Raw genomic sequence first — 20786 nt, forward strand, 5'->3', positions numbered from 1 at the left:
CTCGGCGCCCCTCCATCCGGGCTCGGGAACAGGTCTCGGCCGGCGTCCCCGCAGGTGGGACGGCCGGGCCGACTACCCACCGTCCGCCCCACCCGCACCGGAACGCAAACCGAGCCCGCCCACAGCAACCCATTCGTGACCCGGCCGGTACCCCATCCCGGGCGCACCGGCCGGACCTGCTACGAGGTCAGCCGGCGAGTGTCTCCTGCAGCTGCGGGACCAGCCCGTCCAGGGCGTACGGGATGCTCAGCACGTCGTTGTAGGAGATGGCGCCGCCCTCGGTCGACGGGCTCAGGTAGAGCACCCGGCCGGCCTGCACGGCGGGGATCGCCGAGAACACCGGGTCGGCCTCGAGCTGGGCCTGCGTGTCCTCCAGGGAGAACAGCGCGGGGACGACGAGCAGGTCGGCGTCCAGCAGCTGGGCCTGCTCGGCCGAGACCGTCGTGAAGAAGCTGTCCGTCTCCAGCGCGGAGACGTCGTCGGTGAGCTCGAAGCCCAGGCTGCGCAGGAACTCGACCCGGGTGTCGCCGGCCACGTAGACGCCGTACCCGCCGGCGCCGGTGGTGTCGGGGACCACCACTGTCACGGTCTTCCCGGCGAAGTCGGGGTTGGCCTGCGCGGCGTCGGCCAGCTGGGTGTCGACGTCGTCGAGCAGCGCCTGCGCCTCGTCCTCCTTGCCCAGGGCCTGGCCGATGGCCAGCGTGGCGTCCTCGCGGTCGACCAGGAACGCCGTCGACCCCTCGGGCCGGGCCAGCACGGGCACCAGCGCGGAGAGCTGGTCGTACTCCTCCTGCTCGATGCCGCCGCCGATCGCGATGACCAGGTCGGGCTGCAGGGCGAGCACGTCCTCCACCGACGGCGTCCCGCTGACCGGGAGCACCTCGATGTCCCCGGCGGTCGCGGCGGGCTCGTCCTGCGCCCACGGGCCCAGGCCCGGCACGGTGGCGTCGGGGAAGGCGGCGAACTCCTGGAAGGCGACCGGGGTGACGCCGAGGGCGAGCACGGTGTCGACGTCGGTGTAGCCGGTGACCACGACGCGCTCGGGCGCGGACTCGATGGTGGTCTCGCCGAACGCGTTGGGGATGGTGACCGGGAAGGCCCCCTCTGCGGCGGCCGACCCACCGGCACCCTCGGCGGTGTCGTCGGAGGACGACCCGCCGCAGGCGGTCAGGACGAGGGCGGCGGCCGCGGTGACGGCGGCCAGGGCGGTGCGGCGGGACATGGTCTTCCTCAGCTGTCGACGATCGGTAAGGCAAGCCTCACCTGAGGACGGCGGTGTGGCCAGCCCGTCGGCGCGGTCGAGACCGGATCGTGATGCGCTCAACCACCCAGCTCGGCCAGCAGCGCGGTCCGGATCGCCGGCCGGGAACCGAAGACCAGCAGGAAGTGGGCCTCCCGCGCCAACCGCTCGGCCGGGTGCCCCCGGGAGACCGACCGGCTGCCGACGGCGACCGCGAGCAGCCCGGTCGCCCGGTGCGCCAGCGCCGCCGCCGCGGCCCGGGCCCCCGGCAGCTCCGCCGGTCCCGCGGCGTCCAGCCGGGACCGGACGGCGGCCAGGTCGGCGTCCAGCCCGGGCAGCTCGGCCAGCCGAGCGCAGCGGGCGGCCACCCCCAGCGCCAGCGACCCGTTGGTCCGCAGGTTGCCCGGGTCCGCGGCCTGCCAGTCGGCCAGCGGGACCGAGCGGACCAGCCGGTCGGCGGGCACCCGGTGGTCGTGCAGCCGCAGCTCGACGGTGGAGCTGGCCTGCACCGCGACCAGCTGCTGCGGGATCACCTCCAGGGTCGGGCCGGTCTCGGCGTCCACGAGCAGGAAGTGGCAGACGTCGTCCGGCGTGCGGGCGGCGACCAGGACGACGTCCACGTGGTCCCAGCCGGTGACCCAGGGGACGCCGCCGTCCAGCACGAACGCGTCGCCGTCCCGCCGGGCGGTGATCGCCACCGGCTCGGGCCGGGTGGCCGCCAGCAGCGCGATGCCCGACCGGACCCGACCGGCGCAGAGGTCGGCCAGGTAGGCCTCCGCCAGCGGCGACCCGGCCACCATCGCCGGCACGGTCAGGTGCTGCAGGAAGATGAACGTCGAGGACAGGTCGCCACCGGCCAGCGCCTCGGTGACCGCGTGCACGGTGCGTGCGTCGGCGCCCAGCCCGCCGTGGGAGACCGGCCCGGTGAGGCCGTAGAGCCCGGCCGCGGCCAGGGAGTCCAGGACGGCGTCGGGCACCGCGCCGTCGCTGTCCACCGCGGTGGCGCCGGGGAACAGCAGGTCGTCGGCGAGGGCGCGGGCACGGGCGACGATGTCGGACACCCGCACATGCTGCCCCGCCCCGGGCAGCGGCACACTGGGGAGCGATGGACGTCCTCGCGATCGCACCCCTGGCCAACCTGACCGACTGGGTCCGTGGCCGGGGTCTCGCGGTGGTGCTGATCGTCATCGGCTCGGTCCTGCTGGCCCGGCTGGTGACCTGGGTGGGCGGCAAGGTGACCGCCCGGATCGACGCCAGCGCCGGCGGCGGCGACGCCCTGGTGCGCTCGGAGGCCGCCAAGCACCGGCACTCGCTGACCCAGGTGCTGCAGTGGGTCGCCGTCGTCGTGATCTACACCGTCGCCACCGTCACCGTGCTGTCGACGCTGGGCCTGCCGGTGACCAGCCTGGTCGCGCCCGCCACCGTGCTGGGCGTGGGCCTCGGGTTCGGTGCGCAGCGCGTCGTGCAGGACGTCCTGGCCGGGTTCTTCCTGATCACCGAGCGGCAGTACGGCTTCGGCGACGTCGTCTCGATCGCGGTGGTCGGCGGCGGCGACCCGGCCGAGGGCACCGTCGAGGACGTCACGCTGCGGATCACCCGCATGCGGTCGGTGAACGGCGAGGTCGTGATCATCCCGAACGGGCAGATCGTCAAGGTCGTGAACCTCTCCCGCGACTGGGCCCGGGCGGTCATCGACGTCCCGGTGCCGGCGTCCACCGACGTCACCCACGTGCAGGACGTGCTCCGCGAGGTCGGCGAGCAGGCCTTCGCCGACGAGCAGCTGGCCAAGCTGCTGCTGGACACCCCGAGCGTCATGGGCGTCACCAGCCTGGGCCTGGACGAGGTCAACGTGCGGATCGTCGCCCGCACCCTGCCGGGCAAGCAGTTCGACGTCGGCCGCGACCTGCGCTCCCGGATCGCGCTGGCCTTCCGGCGCGAGGGGATCGTGGTGCAACCGCAGAGCCCCGAGGAACCCGTCACCGGCCACGACCCGCGGGAGGTGCCGTCGTGAGCGAGCGCCAGCCCACCACCCCGGTCCCCACCGTGACCTCCGCTGCCACCGTCACCGCCGAGCCGGCCACCCGTCGCGCCCGGGTCTGGCCCCGCCGGGTGCCCGCCCGGATCGGCCGGGCCCGCACCTCCACCGTGGTGCTCGCGGTGCTCTTCGTGGCGCTGTTCTTCGCCTGGGACCCCTCGGCCATGTCCACCTCGCTGAGCGACCCGGCGCCGGCCAGCACCGAGCAGCCGGCCCCGACCACCGACGCCCCGGCGCCCACCACCACGACGACCGAGCCGACGCCCACGACGAGCGGGGGGACGACGTCCGCGCCGCCGAGCACCAGCTCCACCACGACCGCGCCGAGCACCACCACCGAGGACGACGAGTCACCGACCAGCACCCCGGCACCCACCACCACCGCGCCGGCGCCCACGACGACCGCCCCGCAGACGACGACACCGCGCACCACCGACGACCCACCCACGTCGGCCGCCCCCACCAGCTGACGCTCGGTCAGAAGGGCCCGCGCTGGACGGCACGGAGCAGGCCGGCCACCTGGCCCAGCAGCACCCGTCGCTGCGCCACCTCGGGGTCCAGCCGCCGCTCCAGCGCGACCGGGTCGAACGTCGCCGGCCGGCGGACGAACGCGAAAGAGCGCCCGGCGCCGGACTCACCGTGGGTGGCCGGCGTCGCCGCGGGCACGGTCGGCAGCCAGGTGGCGCCCAGGCCGCCGGCGCGCGCGACCGCGTCCTCGACACCCCGGTCCCACCGCAGGCCGGCGAGGTCCGCCGCGCGGTGCAGCAGCGCGGCGACCACCAGCACGTCCCGCCGGTCCACCCGGCCGACCTCGAGCATGGCCAGCGCGTAGGCCGCGGTGGTGAGGGTCGACCGGTGGCAATCGCGGGCGACCCGCGTCGCCGCGTCCTCCACCCACCCCAGGAGCACCCACGACCGGTCCCGGCTCAGGCCCTCTGCCTGGACAGCGGCTCGCCAGTCCCGGTCGGCGAGCGACTCCTCGACCTCCCGTTCCCATGGGCTGCCGATCGCCGGCACCCCGTTGCCGGGGTGTGCATCCAGCAGCCGGAGCACCGACAGCTGCCCGACCTCGTCGGGTGCCCGACCCGGCACCCGCCGCCACCAGCCCATGCGGTGATCAGAGCATCACCGGCCCAGGAGTCAAGACCGGGCCGATCAGGACGCCGCCGAGGCCGAGTTCACCGGGGCGCAGCCGCTGATGACTCGTCGGCGGGTCACCACCTGCGGCACCTGCTCGGCGGGTGAGCGGACGCGTCAGGTCCGCAGCGGGAACAGAGGTGGGTCGGTGGTGTGCAGGTCGGGGAGCAGGTCACCACGGGTGTCGGTGAGGGCGCCGGTGATGATCTCCCGGCCGTCGGGTCGGTAGGTGCGCCAACACCGCTGGCCCGGGTCCCACAGGAGCGTGTAGCCGTGGTGGACCTGGGTGTGGTGGCGTTCGCAGAGCAGGGCGGTGTTGTCCAGGCTGGTGGCCCCGCCGTCGATCCAGTGGACGAGGTGGTGGGCGTCGCACCACCAGGAGGGGGCATGACAGCCGGTGAACACGCAGCCGCCGTCGCGGACCTCAGCGGCGCGGCGGATGTGGGCGGGGACCAGGCGCACGGACCGGCCGACGTCGAGGGGGAGGCCGTCGGGGCCGAGCAGGATGCGGGCGATGTCGGCATCGCAGGCGGCGTGGCGGGCGACGGTGTTGCTGGCGGTGGCACCGGAGCCCAGGCGGGTGGCGGCGTGCTGGGTGGTGGGGTCGGCGAGGTCCTCGAGCTGGATCAACGTCGTCAGCTGGGGGCGGCTCTTGCGCAGCACGGGCAGGTTCCCGGCGGCCAGCTGCAGGTCGGCGAGCTGGACCAGCGCGTCGGCTGAACGCTGGTCGGGGGTGCGCAGGTCACCCTCGCAGCGCCCGGCGGCGGCGATGGCCTCCAGGGCTACTTCGACCTTCTCCCCGCCGGCGGCATCCAACGATCCGCGCAGGATGCGGGAGCCGTCGGGGCGGCGGGTGATCCGCAGCGACCGACCCTCGGTCGGGTCGACCGGCTCGGGACCGTCGGGGTCGATGATGTCGGCGATCCGCTGGCACACCTGAGCCAGCGTCCGCGGCGCCTGCACCGCGGTGTCGGTGACGACCCGGTCCACCGCGGTCAGGTCGACCCCGGCCGCGTCAGCGGTGGCCCACACGTCGGCGGTCAGGATCTTCCCGACGACGGCGAGCTGACCGGCGGTGACCGCGCCGGTGGCCGAGGCGGCACCGAGCACCGTCATCCGGTCGATCAGGCGTCCGGCTGCCAGCACGGCGGCGGCTTCGGGGCCGCTGGCGGCGACGTGCCCGCGCAGCCAGGGCTTCATCCCGGTCAGCCCGTCGGCAGCGGCGGCGTCGAGGGTCTCGGCGTGGGCCACGACGCGGGCGAGCTCGGTCTGGGCGATGCCCACCAGGCGGGCCAGTCCACGGGCCCGGCCCAGCAGCTCGGCCGACGAGGTCCCGGGGCCCAGTCCAGCACCGGCGGCGGACAGGGCCGCGGCGATGGCTGTCGCGACGTCCTCAGGTGGTGGTTCGGGCAGTCGCTGCGCCGCGATCATCGGCGAGGTAGCTGCCGGTCGTTCGGCGCCCAGCGCTCCGGGGGCGAGGGGCTCGAGCATCCAGCGGGGCGCGGGGGCAGGGGCAGTGCCGTCCAGACCCATCCCACACCCCGCGTCCGTTCGATCAGGTGTTCGAAGTCTACCGCCGATGTGGTCATCGGACAACAAGAAAACCGAGGTCAACCGCCACATCCGCCCATCGATGGCTGGTGATCGATCGGGGTGATCAGCCAGCGTCGATCGACAGCTCGCCACGCAGCGGCGGCCGGCTCAGAAGGAGGTGACGACCGTGACGCCCGGCGTCCGGCCGACCTCGACCAGGGCGGCACCGGCATCGGCCAGGTCGATCTCGCGGGTGACCAGGTCCTGCGGGCGCAGCCGGCCGGCGGCGATCATCGACAGCATCGCGGGGTAGTCGGCGGCGGCCATGCCGTGGCTGCCCAGCACGGCCAGCTCGCGGGCGACGACCAGCTCCATCGGGACGACGGCCCGGCCCTGCGCGGGCGGCAGCAACCCGACCTGCACGTGCCGTCCGCGCGGGCGCAGCGAGCGGATCGACGCCTCGCAGGTGGCGGGGGAACCCAGGCAGTCCAGCGCGACGTGCGCGCCCCCGCCGGTCAGCTCGACGACGCCCTCCGCCGAGGGCAGCACGTGCTCGGCGCCCATCGCCGCGGCCAGCTCCCGCGCACCGGGCGCGGGGTCGACGGCGACCACCCGCGCCCCGACGGCGACCGCGACCTGCACGGCGGACAGCCCCACCCCGCCGCAGCCCAGGACGGCGACCCACTCCCCCGGCGCCACCCGGCCGACCCCGGTGACCGCGCGGAAGGCGGTGGCGAAACGGCAGCCGAGGGCGGCCGCGGTGGGCATCGCGAGGTCCTCGGGCAGGGCGACCAGGTTGACGTCGGCGGCGTCGAGGGCGACCAGCTGCGCGAAGGAGCCCCAGTGGGTGAACCCGGGCTGGGTCTGCCGCAGGCACACCTGACCGGCGCCCTCCCGGCACGGCGGGCAGCTGCCGCAGGCGCAGACGAACGGCACCGTGACCCGGTCGCCGACCGACCAGCCGCGGACGTCGGCCCCCACCGCGGCCACCGTCCCGGCCAGCTCGTGCCCGGGCACGTGCGGCAGGACGACGTCCGGGTCGTGCCCCGACCAGCCGTGCCAGTCGCTGCGGCAGACGCCGCTGGCACCGACCTCGACCACCACCCCGCCCGCGGACGGCGCCGGGTCGGGCACCTCGCGGACGGTCAGCGGGCCACCGAACTCCTCGAACACCAGGGCGCGCACGGCCCCGAGGATGTCAGGCGGGGAGCTGGGGGTGCTGCGCGTCGGCGCGGGCGCGGGCGGCCCGGGCGCGGGCCTCCAGTGCGGCGGCCTCGGCCTCGGCGGCCTCGCGCTCCAGGTCCGGGACGGCAGGAGCAGCTGCGGCGCGAGCGTCGTCGTCCTTCATGCCGCCCATCTCGCCCTTGAAGATCCGCAGCGAGCGCCCCAGCGAGCGGGAGGCGTCGGGCAGCTTCTTGTAGCCGAAGAGCAGGAAGACGGCCAGCACGATGAGGCCGATCTCGGGTGCACCCAGGTTCATGCCCCCACGGTGCACCGCCGACCTGTGCAGCAGCTGGACGTCAGCCGTCGACGAAGCGACGGAGCAGCCGGGCCAGCTCGGCGCGGTCGGCCGCGGGGAGGCCGGACAGCGCGGCCCGGGAGTCCGCGGCGCGGGCTGTCCGCACCTCGTCGAGCACCCGACGACCGCCGTCGGTGAGCCGGACGAGCACCGCACGCCGGTCGGTGGGGTCGGGCACCCGCTCGACCAGCTCGCGCCCGGCGAGGGCGTCGGCCACCTCGGTCGCCGAGCGCGGCGCGATGCGCAGCGCCTCGGCCAGCCCGGACAGCCGCAGCCCGTCGGTGCGCCCGACGACCATCAGCGCCCGGACCTGGTGCGGCGAGAGGTCCCACGGCTCGAGCACCTCGCGCCAGCGACCGCGCAACGAACGGGCCGCGCGGACGATGAGCTCGCCCAGGTCGTCGTCGGGGACGGGGTTGGGCACGCGGGAATGCTAGCGGAACAACGAGCATTACCTCACCGTGAGGTAACCTCACCAATATCGCCGACAGAGAGGGGGACGTGGATGCCACGCCCCGAGACCCGGCCCGCCGCGGCCGACAAGTCACAGCTCGAGCGCTCCCCCGTGTCCTTCCGACGCGTGCTGGCGCTCTTCCGCCCCCACCGGCTCCAGGTGGGCACCGTCATGGCGCTGATCGTGCTCAGCTCGCTGATCGCCCTGGCCACCCCGTTCCTGGTCCGCACCGTCATCGACGACGCGCTCCCGCACTCCGACGTCCGGCTGCTCGCCTGGGCCGTGGCCGGCATGGTCGCCGTCGCCGCGTCCACCGCACTGCTCGGCGTCGTCCAGACCTGGCTGTCGACCACCGTCGGCCAGAAGGTCATGCACGGCCTGCGCACGTCGGTCTTCACCCACCTGCAGCGCCAGTCGCTGGGCTTCTTCACCCGCACCCGCGGCGGTGAGGTGCAGTCCCGGCTGACCAACGACATCGGCTCCATGCAGTCCGTGGTCACCTCGACCGCGACGAGCCTGGCCTCCAACGCCACCACCGTCGTCGGCACCGTGGTCGCCATGGCCGCGCTGAGCTGGCGGCTGTCGTTGCTGTCCCTCGTCGTGCTGCCCCCGGCGATCTGGCTGACCCGCAAGGTCGCGCTCATGCGCCGCGAGGTCACCGGCGAGCGCCAGCGCCGCATGGCCGACATGCAGACCCAGGTCGAGGAGGGGCTGTCGATCTCCGGCGTCCAGCTCGGCAAGACCCTGGGCACCGGCCCCGCGCAGTCGCAGCGGTTCGCCCGCACGTCGGAGGAGCTGGCCGCCCTCGAGGTCCGCTCCCAGCTGGCCGGCCGCTGGCGGATGGCCACCATGAGCATCGTGTTCGCCGGGATCCCGGCGCTGATCTACCTGTTCGCCGGCCTGCCCGCGACGTCGGGCGGCATGACGATCGGCACCCTGGTCGCCTTCACCGCGCTGCAGGGCACACTCTTCCGCCCGCTGATGGGCCTGCTGGACGTCGGCGGCCAGCTGATCACCTCGATGGCGCTGTTCAGCCGGGTGTTCGAGTACCTGGACCTGTCGGTGGACATCGACGACCCGGCCCAGCCCGTCGCCCTGCCGCACGTCCGCGGCGAGGTCCGGCTCGAGCACGTCGGGTTCTCCTACGACGGCGACCGCCCCGCCCTCACCGACGTCGACCTGGTCGTCCCGGCCGGCAGCACGCTGGCCCTGGTCGGCGAGACAGGGTCGGGCAAGTCCACGCTGGCCTCGCTGGTGTCCCGGCTCAACGACGTGACCACCGGCCGGGTGACCATCGACGGCGTCGACGTCCGCGACCTGTCGCTGGCCGAGCTGGCCCGGGTGGTCGGCGTGGTCAGCCAGGAGACCTACCTGCTGCACACCACGATCCGGGAGAACCTGCGGTACGCCAAGCCCGACGCCACGGACGAGGAGATCGAGCAGGCCGCCCGGCGGGCCCAGGTGCACCAGGTCATCGCCGCGCTGCCCGACGGCTACGACACGATGGTCGGCGCCCGCGGCCACCGGTTCTCCGGCGGGGAGAAGCAGCGGCTGGCCATCGCCCGCACGCTGCTGCGCGACCCGCGGGTGCTGGTGCTCGACGAGGCCACCAGCGCGCTGGACAACGAGACCGAGCGCGCCGTGCAGGCCGCCCTCGACGAGGTCGCCCGCGGCCGGACGACGATCACCATCGCCCACCGGCTGTCCACCGTCCGCGACGCCGACACCATCGCGGTGCTGGACCACGGCCGGGTGGTGGAGCAGGGCACGCACGACGAGCTGGTCGCCGCCGGCGGCCGGTACGCCGCGCTGGCCGGGGCTGTCGCCGTCCCGGCGTAGGAACCTCTACCGTCGACGGGTGCCTGATCCCGACGCCGCGACCCGCGCCCGCTGGGAGCGCCTGTGCGCCCTGCTCGACGACGACCCCGAGCTCTGGCCGACCGTGCAGGCCACCCTGGACGACCCACCCGCCGACCCCTGGACCGCCCTGCTCGACGGCCTGGACGACGTCGGCGCGCTGGCCTACCTCGACGCCGGCGACCAGGGCGAGGAGCTGGCCGACGCGCTGACCCGGGTGCCCCGGGTGGTGCGGGCCCGCCTGGACCTCGGCCCGGTCACCGACACCGACGGCGACGTGCCCACCGCCGTCCGGGCCGCGGACGCGGTGCTCGCACCGGCCGGGCTCTGCCTGGTGCACCTGGCCGAGGAGTCCGACGCCTACCCGCTGGTCGTCGTCCCGGCCGCCGACAAGGCCGAGATCGAGCGCCTGGCGCAGGAGCTGGGGCACGACACCACCCTCGGGTGACGCGGGGGCCCGGACCCCTCTACCATCCTCTGTGGCTCACGAGAGGCAGCGACAAGCACCTGGCTTGCTGCCCGGCAACCGCTACTCCGTCTGCGGTGCTCCCAGGGGAAGAGCCGGTCGGACGGCACCCGCCGCCCGGCAACCGACGGAGTGCCCGCGCGCCGCGGGCCCTCCCGACACCCAGGAGGACGGCGCATGAGCGACAACTGGAGCTTCGAGACCCGGCAGATCCACGCCGGAGCCAGCCCCGACCCCACCACCGGCGCCCGGGCGCTGCCGATCTACGCGACGACGAGCTACCAGTTCCGCGACAGCCAGCACGCCGCGGACCTGTTCGCCCTCGCCGAGATGGGCAACATCTACACCCGGATCATGAACCCGACGCAGGACGCGCTGGAGCAGCGCGTCGCGTCGCTCGAGGGCGGCGTCGCCGCGCTCGCCGTCTCCTCCGGGCAGGCCGCCGAGACCCTGGCGATCCTCAACCTGGCCGAGGCCGGGGACCACATCGTGGCCTCGGCGTCGCTGTACGGCGGCACCTACAACCTGCTGCACCACTCGATGCCCAAGCTCGGCATCACGGTGTCCTTCGTCGAGGACCCCGACGACCCGCAGGCCTGGCAGTCCCTGGTGCAGGACAACACCCGCGCCTTCTACGCCGAGACCATCGGCAACCCCAAGGGCGACGTCCTGGACATCTCGGCGGTCAGCGAGGTCGCGCACCGCAACGGCGTCCCGCTGATCGTGGACAACACGATCGCCACCCCGTACCTGATCCGCCCGATCGAGTTCGGCGCCGACATCGTGGTGCACTCGGCGACGAAGTACCTGGGCGGGCACGGCACCGCCGTGGCCGGCGTGATCGTGGACAGCGGCAACTTCGACTGGACCGCGGGCAAGCACCCCATGTTCACCACCGCCGACCCGACGTACCACGGCGTGGTCTACGCCGACCTCGGTGCGCCGGCCTTCGCGCTCAAGGCCCGGGTGCAGCTGCTGCGCGACCTCGGCCCGGCGATCAGCCCGTTCAACGCCTTCCTGGTGGTGCAGGGCATCGAGACGCTGTCGCTGCGGCTGGACCGGCACGTGGCCAACGCCCAGCGGGTGGCCGAGTGGCTGGAGGCCCGGGACGAGGTGCAGTCGGTGCACTACGCCGGCCTGGCCTCCTCCCCGTGGCACGCCGCCGCGCAGAAGTACGCCCCCAAGGGCCCCGGCGCGGTGCTCGCGTTCGAGATCGAGGGCGGCGTCGAGGCCGGCAAGGCGTTCGTGGAGGCCCTCGAGCTGCACAGCCACGTGGCCAACATCGGCGACGTGCGCAGCCTGGTGATCCACCCGGCCTCGACCACGCACTCCCAGCTGACCCCCGAGGAGCAGCTGACCACCGGTGTCACCCCGGGTCTGGTCCGCCTCGCCGTCGGCCTGGAGGGCATCGAGGACATCCTCGCCGACCTCGACGCCGGCTTCCGGGCCGCGAAGAGCGCCTGAGGTGACGGGCGCGCCCTCGACCCGGCTGCCCGCGCGCTCGGGCGGCTGGGTCGAGGGCGACCCGGTCGGGGACCGGCGGTTCGCCGACGTCGGCCCGCTGCAGCTGGAGCGCGGCGGCTCGCTGCCCGCCGTCCGGGTGGCGTACGAGACCTGGGGGACGCCGGGTGACCCCGCCGTCCTGGTCGAGCACGCCCTGACCGGGGACAGCCACGTGGTCGGGCCGACCGGACCGGGCCAGCCCACCCCCGGCTGGTGGGACGGCCTGATCGGGGACGGCGCCCCGCTGGCCGGCACGTTCGTGGTCTGCGCCAACGTGCTGGGCGGCTGCCAGGGGACGACGGGGCCGTCGTCGGCCGCGCCGGACGGCCGGCCCTGGGGCTCCCGCTTCCCCGAGATCACCATCGCCGACCAGGTCGAGGTCGAGGCCCGGCTGGCCGCCGCGCTGGGCGTGGACCGGTGGGCCGCGGTCATCGGCGGGTCGATGGGCGGGATGCGGGCTCTGGAGTGGGCGGTGTCCCGCCCGGACCAGGTGGCCCGGCTGTTCTTCCTGGCCTCGGGCGCGGTGGCCACGGCCGACCAGATCGGCACCCAGACCACGCAGCAGGTGGCCGTGACGTCGGACCCGCGGTGGGCCGGCGGGGATTACGCCGCCGGCGAGGGGCCGGTCGCCGGCCTGGGCACCGCCCGGCGGATCGCCCACCTGACCTACCGCAGCGCCTTCGAGCTGGAGACCCGGTTCGGCCACGACGTCCAGGACGACGGCCGCTTCGCGGTGGCCAGCTACCTGGAGCACCACGCCACCAAGCTGGCCCGCCGGTTCGACGCCGGCAGCTACGTGCTGCTCACCCAGGCGATGAACACCTGGGACGTCGGCCGCGGACGCGGCGGGGTGGAGGCGGCGCTGGCCCGGGTCACCGCGCACTGCCTGGTGGCCGGGATCGACACCGACCGGCTGTACCGGATCGAGGAGCAGCAGCGGGTGGCCGACGCCCTCGGCGTCCCGCTGCGGGTGGTGCGCAGCCCGTACGGCCACGACGGCTTCCTCGTCGAGGTGGCCGCGGTGGGCGCCCTGGTCCGGGAACTGCTGGCAGCCCCGGACCAGGGCGGTCACCTCACGCCAGGATGATCGACAGCGACCCGCTGCCGTAGCCGGTCACGGACACGTCGAGGTCCAGGCGGTTGGTCGAGCCGGTGAGGGCGGCGATGTCGGCCGGCACCGCCTCGCCCGGGGCGTAGAGCCGGTCCAGCTTGGAGTGCAGAACACCGCCGGCGTTGAACAGCGAGGCGGCCACGTTGACCACCTCGTGCAGCACCTCGACCTGCATCTCGGAGAGCTCGCCGTCGGAGACGGAGTCCTCGCAGCCGCCCTTGGGCAGCAGCGCGAGGGCCCCGGCGCACCAGGCCGCGAGCGGCAGGTCGATGAGGACGACGGCGTTGAGGCCGTAGCCCGGGTCGACGTAGGTCGCGAACGCCGTCGGGCGGGACGGCGTGGGGGTGACCGGCGCGCCCGGGGCGACGGTGATGCCCCGACCCAGCAGACCCTGGAGGAGGTCCAGGACGGCCTTGTTGGTCGGCAGCCCGGTCTTGACCGGGGCGCTCACGCCAGCACCGAGTCCAGCTCGTCGCGGAAGGTGTCCGCGGTGAACGGCTTGGCGATGAGGAACAGCGCGCCGGCCTGGGCGGCCTGCTCGCGCATCTCCGGGGAGCCCTCCGAGGTGACGAAGCCGAAGGGGACCGTGGAGCCCTGCGCCCGCAGCGCCTTCAGGCACTCCAGGCCGGACATGTTCGGCATGTTCCAGTCGGACAGGACGAGGTCGGGGGCGTCGCTGCCGACCTTGGCCAGGCACTCGACGCCGTCCTCGGCCTCGACGATGTCGACGTCGTCGTACCCGGCCTGCCGGAGCGTGCGGATGACGATCTGCCGCATCACGCGGCTGTCGTCGGTGACGAGGATCTTCACAGCGGGACCTCCGTGGTGAACACGGGCGCCTCCGTGGCGCCCTGGATGGTGATGGCCAGGTGGTGACCGCGCCAGCTGGCGGCGACGCGGCAGGTGTCCTCGTCCGATGCGCGCAGCGGGGCGGCACCGGTCTCGGGCAGCCCCAGGACCGAGGGGCCCGGGAGCAGGGACTTCACGTTGCCGCCGAGGATGTTGGCCAGCTCGCGGAGCACGTCGTCGACGTCCTCCTCGGTGGCCTCCTCGTCGGCCCGCATCTGCAGGACCGACCGGGTGAGGTCGGCGGTGCCGGCCTGGTCGCAGGTGAGCACGACCAGTCCGTTCCAGGGGCCGGTGACGGTGACCCAGGCACTGGGACCGGCCACGGGTGGGCCGTCGAGGCCGAACCCGGGGACCAGGTACTCCTCCTCGCCGACCAGCGCGCTCCACACCTCGCCGGCGACCGCGGTGACCGTCTCGCCGTCCAGCAGGTGGGTGATCGGGGCGCTCACGCCGGCACCTCGGTGGGCAGCAGGCCCAGCAGGGCCAGCTTGTCGCCGATGGCGTCGGCGGTGAACGGCTTGATGACGTACTCGTGGGCGCCGGCGGCCAGCGCCTTGACGATCTGGCCGTGCTCGCTCTCGGTGGTGACCATCATCAGCGTCACCGAGCGCCAGGCCGGGACCGCCCGGACGGCGGAGACGAACTGCAGCCCGTCCATCACCGGCATGTTCCAGTCGATGCAGGCCAGGTCGGGGACCCAGCCCTCCTCGAGGACGTCGAGGGCCTCGCGACCGTGGCCGGCCGGCCGGGTCTCGTAGCCGAAGCCCTCCAGGATGGAGGCGACGATCCGGCGCATGGCGCGGGAGTCGTCGATCACCAGCGCTCGCATCTCATTTCCCCTTCGTCGGTCGGTAGGCGGAGCCGCGGCCGCAGGGGACCCGCTCCCAGGAGTCGTCGACGCCCAGCGTCGTCTCGGCCGCGCCCAGGAAGAGCCAGCCGTCCGGGCGCATGACCTGCCGGACCTTGCGCAGCACCTCGCGCTTGGTCGGCGGGTCGAAGTAGATGAGCACGTTCCGCAGGTAGACCACGTCGAAGGGACCGAGCCGGGGCAGGGGGCCGGCGAGGTTGAGCTCGCTGGCGGTCACCATCTGGCGGAGTGCGGGCGCGATCTCCCACTCGGTGCCGACCCGGCTGAAGTGCCGGACCAGCATGGGGGCGGGCAGCCCCCGGTTGACCTCGAGCTGGCTGAAGCGGCCGGCCCGGGTGCGGGCGACCATGTCGCGGGACAGGTCGGTGGCGGTGATCCGGACGCGGCTGGCGGCGCCGGGCATCGAGTCTGCCAGCAGCATGCCGATCGTGTAGGCCTCCTGGCCGCTCGAGCAGGCCGCCGACCAGATGGTGATCGGGTCGGTGGGCCGGCGCGCGGCCTGCAGCGCAGGCATGACGGTGCTGGTCAGCGCGGTGAACGGGTCGCCGTCGCGGAACCACGAGGTCTCGTTGGTGGTGAGGGCCTCGACGATCCGGCGGTTGGTGGCCGGGTCGGGCCGCGCGCGGCAGCGCTCGACCAGCTCGGACACACCGGACAGGCCGAGCTGGCGGGCCAGCGGCATGAGCCGGGCCTCGACCAGGTACTCCTTGCCGGGGGCGAGCACGATGGCCGACTCGCGGCGGACGAGCTGGCAGACCCAGTCGAAGCCGGGCGTGGCGAGTGCGGTGGTCATGATCGGGCTCCCACCAGGGTCGAGGGTCGGGACGAGGACAGGCGGAGGATCGCGTCGCAGACCCGGTCCAGCGGGACGACCTCGTCGGCGTGGCCGGCCTGGGTGACGGCGCCGGGCATGCCCCAGACGACGGAGGTGGCCTGGTCCTGGGCGACGACGGTGCCGCCGACCTCGCGGATCCGGCCGGCGCCGAGCTTGCCGTCGGAGCCCATGCCGGTCAGGACGACGGCCAGCACGGCGCCGTCGTAGGCGGCCGCGGCGGACCGGAAGAGCACGTCGACGGCCGGGCGGCAGAAGTTCTCCGGGGCGGCCTGGTCCAGCACGGTGCGCCGGACGCCGGCCCCGGGGGACACGGTGAGGTGGAAGTCGCCGGGGGCGATGTGCACGGTGCCCGGTGCGATCGGCGTGCCGGCGACGGCCTCGACGACGCTCAGCGCGCTGAGCCGGTCCAGCCGGCCGGCGAACTGCTTGGTGAACACCGGGGGCATGTGCTGCACGACCAGCACCGGCAGCGGGAAGTCGCGGGGCAGCCGCGGGATGACCTTGGTCAGCGCGTCCGGTCCTCCGGTGGAGGACCCGATGACCAGGACGGCGGGCGCCTTGCGGGCGCCGCGGCGCGGGGCGGGCGGGGGGACGACGGCGCGGGCGGCGGCGACCGGCGCGTGGCCGAGCGCGGGCCCGGCGGGCCGGCCGGTGAGGACCTTGATCCGGGGGATCAGCTGGTCCCGCACGCTGTCCTTGGACTGGGTGATGCTGCCGACGTTGGCCGGCTTGGTCACGTAGTCGTCGGCCCCGGCCGCCAGCGCGTCCAGGGTGGCCGTGGCCCCGCGCTCGGTGAGCGTGGAGAACATGATGATCGGGGTCCGGCGGCCGAGCTTGCGGATGGCGGCGACGGTCTGGATGCCGTCCATCTCCGGCATCTCGATGTCCATCGTGATCAGGTCGGGGCGCAGCTGGTCGAGCTTGGCCAGCGCGACGCGTCCGTTGACCGCGGTCCCGACGACCTCGATGGCCGGGTCGGCGGCCAGCACGTCGGTGACGATCTTGCGGACCACGATCGAGTCGTCGACCACCATCACGCGGATCGGGGGCACGGCATCCTGCTCTCTGCTGGGGCCGGCCCGCGGGCAGCCACTGGTTGGAGTTTCGGCACGGGACCGGACTACTTGAGCCGGTCGGCTCAGGAGGGCGCGCGGTGCAACCCGGGCGGGTGGTCCCCCTCGGCGAGCAGCCACGGCAGCAGCAGCTGGTCCAGCGACGGGCCGTCGAGGAGGTCGCTCATGGCCACGGCCTGCACGCAGCCGCTCACCGCGTTCCACAGCCCACGGGCACCGTCGGCGGGGGTGAACCCGGCCGTCCGGAAGGCGCCGACGGCCATCAGCTGGGCCGCGCCGAGCGCCCGGGTCCGGCCGGACACGTGCGCCGCCCAGGCGGCGCCGTGCATGGCGGCCGCCCAGGGTCGGCGGCCGTCCCGGACCTCGTCGGTGGCCACCCGCCAGCGGCCGAGGGAGAGCTCGTCGAAGGCAGCGACCCGGGCCAGCAGGTGGGTGACGGCCTCCGCGCGGGGGCCGAGGTCGGGGTCGGGCACCGGGCCCACCCGGGCGACGGCCTGCGCCGCGGTACGACGGTCGCGGTCGGCGACCGCGGCCGAGCCCCAGGCGGCGACCGCCGCGTCGGCCAGCACGTCGGCGGCCAGCTCGCGCACGTCGACGCCCACCAGGACGGCGGCCGCGGACTCCGGCCCCAGCACGTCCTCCCGGAGCACGCGCTCGATGGATGCGGCGTCCCCGATCGTGCCCTGCTCCAGCAGCGCGACCAGCGCCTCCGAGCGGGCCTGCGGGTGGGCCTCCGCGGAGCGCAGCCCGGGCACGCCGGCGGCGGCCAGCTCGCGGATGCGGGCCGACCGGTCGGCCCACCGGGTGCGCTGGGCGGCGGTGCCCGTCGCGACCGGGTGCTGCGCGGCCCAGCCGCGCAGGTGGTCGGGGGACGCGCCCATGCCGGCGAGCAGGACCGCCGCGGCGTCGGGACCGCCGGGCAGGCGGACCAGGTCGAAGCCGAGGGTCGCAGCGCTGACCAGGGAGTAGGGCATGACGGGGACCTCGTCCTGGTCAGTGGGTGAAGCGGCCGACGGTGGTCCGCAGGTCCGCGGCCATCCGGGACAGCTCGTCGACGGCCACCCGGGTCTGGGACAGCGCCTGCGTCGTGGACTCCGCGGCGGTGGAGACCCCGCCGATGTTCGCAGCGATCTCCGTCGTCCCGCCCGCGGCCTCGGCCACGCTGCGCGACATCTCGTTGGTCGTCGCGGTCTGCTGCTCGACCGCACTGGCGATCGTGAGCTGGTAGTCGTTGATCTGGCCGATGACGGTGCCGATCCGGCCGATCGCGGCGACCGCGCCACCGGTGTCGGCCTGGATCGCCTCGACCCGGCGGGCGATGTCCTCGGTCGCCCGGGCGGTCTCCTGCGCCAGCTCCTTCACCTCGTTCGCGACGACGGCGAAGCCCTTGCCGGCCTCGCCGGCCCGGGCGGCCTCGATGGTCGCGTTCAGCGCCAGCAGGTTCGTCTGCTCCGCGATCGACGTGATCACCTTGACCACGTCGCCGATCTCCTTCGACGACACACCCAGCTTGGTGATCGTCGCGTTCGTCGCCTCCGCCTCGCTCACGGCCTCGGCAGCCACCCGGGCGGCCTCGTTGGCGTTCTGCGCGATCTCCCGGATCGAGGCGCTCATCTGCTCCGCGCCGGCGGCCACCGTGGCCACCGACCGGGACACCTCGTCGGCGGCACCGGACACCGCGCCGGACTGCACGCTGGTCTCCTCCGACGACGCCGAGATCTGCGCAGCCGAGGCGGACAGCTGCTGGCTGGAGGCGGCGACCGCGTCGGCGGAGTCCACCACCGAGGCCATCACCCCGCGCAGCTGCTCGGCGGCGACGTCGAGCGCGGCCCCGGTCCGGCCCATCTCCCCCGCCCCGGTCAGCCCGGTGCGCCGGGTCAGGTCCCCGGAGCCCAGGCCCTCGGCGACGTGCCGGATCCGGTCCAGCGGGCGGGCCAGCGAGCGGGTGACCCGCCAGGCCAGCAGGGCCGCGAGCAGCACCCCCAGCACGCCGGCCGACCACAGCAGCCAGGTCGCTCGGGTCTGGGCGGCGGACTGCTCGGCGCCCAGCGCGTCCAGCCGGGCCTGCGCCGAGGTGGCGATGGTGTCGGCGATGCCCAGCACGATCGTGTAGGCCTCACCGGCCTCGCCGCCGTTGATCGAGGTCTGCGCGGTGGCCAGACCGGCCTGCGTGCCCGGCCGGATCCACTCGACGACCTGGTCGTCCCAGGAGAAGTAGCTGTCCCAGGCGGGCTCGAGCTCGTCGAACGCGGCCCGCTCGGCCGCGTTCATCCCGGAGGTCTGGACGTCGGCCAGCCAGGCGTAGACCGAGGCCTTGCTGGCGAGGAAGCCCGCCCGGTTGTACGAGTCGTCCTGCAGCGCGGCCTCGGGGCCGAAGGCGGCGACGTCGGCGAGGACGAAGCCCTGCCACCCGGTGGCGTCGGCGATCTGGAAGCGCATGGTCTCGGCGTCCCGCAGGACGCCGTCGGCGGCGCCCACCTGCTGGGCCAGGTCCCGCTGCTGGCTCACCGCGGTCACCCCGCCGGCGGCGCAGGCGAGGACGACGAGCGCCACGCCGCCGAAGGCGAGGCCGAGCCGGGCGCGCAGCCCGAGGTCGGCCGCGCGGCGTCGCAGCGAGCTGGTGACGAGGTCCTCCGGGGGCGGAGTGGTCGCAGGAGCGCCGTCGGTGCGGGCCATCAGTGGGTGAACCGGCCGACGGTGGTCCGCAGGTCGGCGGCCATCCGGGACAGCTCGTCGACGGCGACCCGGGTCTGCCCCAGTGCCTGCGTGGTGGAGCTGGCCGCACCCGAGACCCCGGTGATGTTGGCGGCGATCTCGGTGGTGCCGCCGGCGGCCTCGGCCACGCTGCGCGACATCTCGTTCGTCGTCGCCGTCTGCTCCTCGACCGCCGAGGCGATCGTCAGCTGGTAGTCGTTGATCTGCCCGATGACCGTGCCGATCCGGCCGATCGCCGCGACCGCACCACCGGTGTCGGCCTGGATCGCCTCCACCCGACGGGCGATGTCCTCGGTCGCCCGCGCCGTCTCCTGCGCCAGCTCCTTGACCTCGTTGGCCACCACCGCGAAGCCCTTGCCCGCCTCACCGGCACGGGCGGCCTCGATGGTCGCGTTCAGCGCCAGCAGGTTGGTCTGCTCCGCGATGCTCGTGATCACCTTGATCACGTCGCCGATCTCCTTCGACGACACACCCAGCTTGGTGATCGTCGCGTTCGTCGCCTCGGCCTCGGCCACCGCGTCCGCGGCCACCCGGGCCGCCTCGTTGGCGTTCTGCGCGATCTCCCGGATCGAGGCGCTCATCTGCTCCGCGCCGGCGGCCACCGTGGCCACCGAGCGGGACACCTCGTCGGCCGCCGACGACACCGCGCCGGACTGCACGCTGGTCTCCTCGGCGCCGGCCGAGATCTGCGCCGCCGACGACGACAGCGCGTCGCTGGAGGCGGCCACCGCGTCCGCCGAGGCGACCACCGTGGACATGACCGACCGGAGCTCGGCGAGGGCGGTCCGCAGCGCCGCGGCGGTCTGGCCGAGCTCGTCCTGCGAGGTCACCACCGGGTCGACGGTCAGGTCGCCGGCGGCGAGGGCGTCGATGGAGGCCCGCAGCGAGCGCAGCGACGCCAGCATCCGGCGCACGATCAGCACGGTCAGCCCGGTGGCCACGGTCAGCCCGGCCGCGAGCGCGATCCAGATCGTCCAGACGGCGGACGAGGCCTCGTCCTCGCCGGCCTGGGCCCGGGCCTGCGCCACGGTGGCCTGCGCGTCGGCCTCCGCCTGCAGGGGCTCGACCACCGCGGTGGTCTGCGGCCGCACCTGGTCCTGGAACACCTCGGCGAAGCCGGCGGCGTCGCCGTCGTCGGCCAGCGGGAACAGGGTGTCCTCGGCCAGCGCGTAGTAGGCGGACAGCTGGTCCTGGAACTCGCCGAAGGCTGCCGGGTCCGCGGCGGACGGGGCGTAGGCGCTGATCTGGTCGTCGATCTCGGTGCGGCGCTCGGCCAGGTCGGTGACCAGCTCGGCCCGCACGTCGGCGTCGGCGATGCCGTACTGGATGACCCGTGCCCGGTCGCCCTGGAAGCTGCGCTGGATCTCGGCCAGCTGCGTCAGCGGGACGACGGTGCCGCGGTACAGCTGCTGGCCGGAGTCGCGCAGCGACCCGATGCTGCTCGCGGCCAGCACCGCCAGGCCCACCGCGACCAGGGCGAGCGTGAGGACGGCGGCACCGATCTTCACGCCGAGCGGTCGGTCGGCGGTCCGTCGCCGGGCGGGCTGCCGGTCGGCATGCATGAGGTCTCCTGGGGGTCTGCGTCGCACTG

Annotated in this window: 22 protein-coding genes and 1 riboswitch; of the genes, 6 read left to right on the top strand and 16 right to left on the bottom strand. The window is 74.5% G+C overall.

Annotation, left to right across the window (positions count from 1 at the left end):
- Positions 1 to 187: 187 nt before the first annotated feature.
- Together UXQ13_RS20145 and UXQ13_RS20150 are read right to left on the bottom strand one after the other, a co-directional pair.
- A complete protein-coding gene (locus tag UXQ13_RS20145) occupies positions 188 to 1222 on the bottom strand; it encodes an iron-siderophore ABC transporter substrate-binding protein (protein WP_225233418.1) in 1035 nt (344 codons plus the stop codon).
- A gap of 98 nt (positions 1223 to 1320) precedes the next feature.
- Positions 1321 to 2301, bottom strand: coding sequence for an acyl-CoA dehydrogenase family protein (locus UXQ13_RS20150; protein WP_225233419.1), 981 nt, complete (start codon positions 2299 to 2301; stop codon positions 1321 to 1323).
- A 44-nt stretch (positions 2302 to 2345) separates the two neighbouring features.
- Between UXQ13_RS20150 and UXQ13_RS20155 the strand changes: the two genes are divergently transcribed.
- Positions 2346 to 3251, top strand: coding sequence for a mechanosensitive ion channel family protein (locus UXQ13_RS20155; protein WP_225233420.1), 906 nt, complete (start codon positions 2346 to 2348; stop codon positions 3249 to 3251).
- Complete coding sequence (locus UXQ13_RS20160; RefSeq protein ID WP_225233421.1) at positions 3248 to 3745, top strand: Rv3103c transmembrane domain-containing protein; 498 nt, start codon at positions 3248 to 3250, stop codon at positions 3743 to 3745. The genes UXQ13_RS20155 and UXQ13_RS20160 overlap by 4 nt, the downstream gene beginning before the upstream one ends.
- 7 nt (positions 3746 to 3752) lie before the next feature.
- Here the strand turns inward: UXQ13_RS20160 and UXQ13_RS20165 are convergent, their stop codons facing one another.
- The 5 genes from UXQ13_RS20165 to UXQ13_RS20185 form a co-directional block, all read right to left on the bottom strand.
- Positions 3753 to 4385, bottom strand: coding sequence for a hypothetical protein (locus tag UXQ13_RS20165; RefSeq protein WP_336392844.1), 633 nt, complete (start codon positions 4383 to 4385; stop codon positions 3753 to 3755).
- A 144-nt stretch (positions 4386 to 4529) separates the two neighbouring features.
- The gene (locus UXQ13_RS20170) at positions 4530 to 5843 is read right to left on the bottom strand and encodes an HNH endonuclease signature motif containing protein (RefSeq protein WP_336392845.1); all 1314 of its coding nucleotides are present in this window, start codon (positions 5841 to 5843) and stop codon (positions 4530 to 4532) included.
- Between the two features lie 270 nt (positions 5844 to 6113).
- A complete protein-coding gene (locus UXQ13_RS20175) occupies positions 6114 to 7130 on the bottom strand; it encodes a zinc-binding dehydrogenase (protein ID WP_336392846.1) in 1017 nt (338 codons plus the stop codon).
- A gap of 13 nt (positions 7131 to 7143) precedes the next feature.
- Positions 7144 to 7425, bottom strand: a complete 282-nt coding sequence (gene tatA / locus UXQ13_RS20180; protein WP_225233425.1) for a Sec-independent protein translocase subunit TatA — start codon at positions 7423 to 7425, stop codon at positions 7144 to 7146.
- 40 nt (positions 7426 to 7465) lie between these two features.
- Positions 7466 to 7888: a MarR family winged helix-turn-helix transcriptional regulator gene (locus UXQ13_RS20185; protein WP_336392847.1), complete on the bottom strand. Its 423-nt coding sequence runs from the start codon at positions 7886 to 7888 to the stop codon at positions 7466 to 7468.
- Positions 7889 to 7969: 81 nt separating this feature from the next.
- Here UXQ13_RS20185 and UXQ13_RS20190 point away from each other — a divergent pair, with 81 nt between their 5' ends.
- The 4 genes from UXQ13_RS20190 (at position 7970) to metX (ending at position 12831) form a co-directional block, all read left to right on the top strand.
- Positions 7970 to 9757 (top strand): ABC transporter ATP-binding protein, encoded by a 1788-nt coding sequence (locus UXQ13_RS20190; protein WP_336392848.1) that lies wholly within the window; start codon positions 7970 to 7972, stop codon positions 9755 to 9757.
- A gap of 19 nt (positions 9758 to 9776) precedes the next feature.
- Positions 9777 to 10223, top strand: coding sequence for a DUF6630 family protein (locus tag UXQ13_RS20195; protein ID WP_336392849.1), 447 nt, complete (start codon positions 9777 to 9779; stop codon positions 10221 to 10223).
- A gap of 34 nt (positions 10224 to 10257) precedes the next feature.
- Positions 10258 to 10374: riboswitch (SAM riboswitch) on the top strand.
- Between the two features lie 44 nt (positions 10375 to 10418).
- Positions 10419 to 11705 (top strand): bifunctional o-acetylhomoserine/o-acetylserine sulfhydrylase, encoded by a 1287-nt coding sequence (locus UXQ13_RS20200; protein ID WP_336392850.1) that lies wholly within the window; start codon positions 10419 to 10421, stop codon positions 11703 to 11705.
- Position 11706: 1 nt separating this feature from the next.
- A complete protein-coding gene (gene metX / locus UXQ13_RS20205; RefSeq protein ID WP_336392851.1) occupies positions 11707 to 12831 on the top strand; it encodes a homoserine O-acetyltransferase MetX in 1125 nt (374 codons plus the stop codon).
- On the opposite strand, the gene UXQ13_RS20210 is transcribed toward metX, so the two are convergent.
- From UXQ13_RS20210 to UXQ13_RS20250, 9 genes are all read right to left on the bottom strand, one after another.
- A complete protein-coding gene (locus tag UXQ13_RS20210; RefSeq protein ID WP_225233431.1) occupies positions 12818 to 13306 on the bottom strand; it encodes a hypothetical protein in 489 nt (162 codons plus the stop codon). The two genes, metX and UXQ13_RS20210, sit on opposite strands and share 14 nt — an antisense overlap.
- Positions 13303 to 13665: a response regulator gene (locus UXQ13_RS20215; protein WP_225233432.1), complete on the bottom strand. Its 363-nt coding sequence runs from the start codon at positions 13663 to 13665 to the stop codon at positions 13303 to 13305. Before UXQ13_RS20215 ends, UXQ13_RS20210 begins: the two co-directional genes overlap by 4 nt.
- The gene (locus UXQ13_RS20220; protein WP_336392852.1) at positions 13662 to 14153 is read right to left on the bottom strand and encodes a chemotaxis protein CheX; all 492 of its coding nucleotides are present in this window, start codon (positions 14151 to 14153) and stop codon (positions 13662 to 13664) included. Before UXQ13_RS20220 ends, UXQ13_RS20215 begins: the two co-directional genes overlap by 4 nt.
- Positions 14150 to 14533: a response regulator gene (locus UXQ13_RS20225; RefSeq protein WP_225233434.1), complete on the bottom strand. Its 384-nt coding sequence runs from the start codon at positions 14531 to 14533 to the stop codon at positions 14150 to 14152. The genes UXQ13_RS20220 and UXQ13_RS20225 overlap by 4 nt, the downstream gene beginning before the upstream one ends.
- A 1-nt stretch (position 14534) precedes the next feature.
- A complete protein-coding gene (locus UXQ13_RS20230; protein ID WP_336392853.1) occupies positions 14535 to 15365 on the bottom strand; it encodes a CheR family methyltransferase in 831 nt (276 codons plus the stop codon).
- Positions 15362 to 16459, bottom strand: a complete 1098-nt coding sequence (locus tag UXQ13_RS20235) for a protein-glutamate methylesterase/protein-glutamine glutaminase (RefSeq protein ID WP_336392854.1) — start codon at positions 16457 to 16459, stop codon at positions 15362 to 15364. Before UXQ13_RS20235 ends, UXQ13_RS20230 begins: the two co-directional genes overlap by 4 nt.
- 86 nt (positions 16460 to 16545) lie before the next feature.
- Positions 16546 to 17454, bottom strand: a complete 909-nt coding sequence (locus UXQ13_RS20240) for a hypothetical protein (RefSeq protein WP_336392855.1) — start codon at positions 17452 to 17454, stop codon at positions 16546 to 16548.
- Between the two features lie 19 nt (positions 17455 to 17473).
- Positions 17474 to 19156, bottom strand: a complete 1683-nt coding sequence (locus UXQ13_RS20245; protein ID WP_336392856.1) for a methyl-accepting chemotaxis protein — start codon at positions 19154 to 19156, stop codon at positions 17474 to 17476.
- Positions 19156 to 20757, bottom strand: a complete 1602-nt coding sequence (locus tag UXQ13_RS20250; protein WP_336392857.1) for a methyl-accepting chemotaxis protein — start codon at positions 20755 to 20757, stop codon at positions 19156 to 19158. Before UXQ13_RS20250 ends, UXQ13_RS20245 begins: the two co-directional genes overlap by 1 nt.
- Positions 20758 to 20786: the final 29 nt, after the last annotated feature.

The organism is Klenkia terrae (genome assembly GCF_037083865.1).
GTDB classification, from domain to species: domain Bacteria; phylum Actinomycetota; class Actinomycetes; order Mycobacteriales; family Geodermatophilaceae; genus Klenkia; species Klenkia terrae.

Coding starts and splice junctions, on each gene's coding strand:
- UXQ13_RS20145 (WP_225233418.1), bottom strand. CDS start 1,222: ATGTCCCGCCGCACCGCCCTGGCCGCCGTCACCGCGGCCGCCGCCCTC.
- UXQ13_RS20155 (WP_225233420.1), top strand. CDS start 2,346: ATGGACGTCCTCGCGATCGCACCCCTGGCCAACCTGACCGACTGGGTC.
- UXQ13_RS20165 (WP_336392844.1), bottom strand. CDS start 4,385: ATGGGCTGGTGGCGGCGGGTGCCGGGTCGGGCACCCGACGAGGTCGGG.
- UXQ13_RS20170 (WP_336392845.1), bottom strand. CDS start 5,843: ATGATCGCGGCGCAGCGACTGCCCGAACCACCACCTGAGGACGTCGCG.
- tatA (WP_225233425.1), bottom strand. CDS start 7,425: ATGAACCTGGGTGCACCCGAGATCGGCCTCATCGTGCTGGCCGTCTTC.
- UXQ13_RS20190 (WP_336392848.1), top strand. CDS start 7,970: ATGCCACGCCCCGAGACCCGGCCCGCCGCGGCCGACAAGTCACAGCTC.
- UXQ13_RS20200 (WP_336392850.1), top strand. CDS start 10,419: ATGAGCGACAACTGGAGCTTCGAGACCCGGCAGATCCACGCCGGAGCC.
- UXQ13_RS20225 (WP_225233434.1), bottom strand. CDS start 14,533: ATGCGAGCGCTGGTGATCGACGACTCCCGCGCCATGCGCCGGATCGTC.
- UXQ13_RS20230 (WP_336392853.1), bottom strand. CDS start 15,365: ATGACCACCGCACTCGCCACGCCCGGCTTCGACTGGGTCTGCCAGCTC.
- UXQ13_RS20240 (WP_336392855.1), bottom strand. CDS start 17,454: ATGCCCTACTCCCTGGTCAGCGCTGCGACCCTCGGCTTCGACCTGGTC.
- UXQ13_RS20245 (WP_336392856.1), bottom strand. CDS start 19,156: ATGGCCCGCACCGACGGCGCTCCTGCGACCACTCCGCCCCCGGAGGAC.
- UXQ13_RS20250 (WP_336392857.1), bottom strand. CDS start 20,757: ATGCATGCCGACCGGCAGCCCGCCCGGCGACGGACCGCCGACCGACCG.